This is a genomic window from Saccharopolyspora mangrovi, from assembly GCF_035320975.1.
In the GTDB taxonomy this organism is placed as follows: Bacteria; Actinomycetota; Actinomycetes; order Mycobacteriales; family Pseudonocardiaceae; genus Saccharopolyspora; species Saccharopolyspora mangrovi.
On record NZ_JAWLNX010000058.1, the window covers coordinates 1 to 770 of the forward strand.

General features: G+C 73.1%; 1 protein-coding gene. It reads left to right on the plus strand.

Annotated elements, in window-relative coordinates:
* Positions 1-770, plus strand: a 770-nt coding sequence (locus tag R4I43_RS34230) for an FAD-binding and (Fe-S)-binding domain-containing protein (RefSeq protein ID WP_324269881.1), incomplete at both ends; no start/stop codon positions are given.

The window sequence follows — 770 nt, forward strand, 5'->3', positions numbered from 1 at the left end:
GAGTCGTGGCCGGGCTGGGAGGACGCGGCCGTCGCGCCCGAGCGGCTGGCCGACTACCTCGCCGATCTGCGCGAGCTGCTGGCCGCCCACGAGCTCACCGGTGTCATGTACGGGCACTTCGGGGCCGGGTGCATGCACATCCGCATCACCTACGACCTGCGCAGCGAACGCGGCCGCGCGGTGTTCCGCGAGTTCACCCGCCAGGCCGCGGAGCTGGTGGTGCGCCACGGCGGATCGCTGTCCGGCGAGCACGGTGACGGGCGCGCTCGCTCCGAACTGCTGTCGATCATGTACTCGCCGGAGGTGATCGCCGCGTTCGCCGAGTGCCGCCGCCTGTGGGATCCCGTCGGCATCCTCAACCCGGGCTCGATCACCGACCCCGACCCGATGGACGCCCACCTCGCCCTCGCCGGGGTGCCGCAGCGCGAGTGGCGCACGAGCTTCGACCTGGGCCCGGCGTCCGGGCGGGATCCGTGGGTGCACGCGGTTCAGGGCTGCATCGGTGTCGGCCGGTGCCGCGCCGACAGCGGCGGCGTGATGTGCCCGAGCTACCGCGCCACGCGGGACGAGAAGGACTCCACGCGCGGGCGCGCCCGCGTCCTGCAGGAGGTCGTGCGGGGTGCGCGCACGGTCGAGGAGGGCTGGCGCTCCGAGGAGGCCAGGGAGGTGCTGGACCTGTGCCTGTCGTGCAAGGCCTGCGCCACCGACTGCCCGGCCGGGGTGGACATGGCCACCTACAAGTCGGAGTTCTACGACCACTACTACCGGCG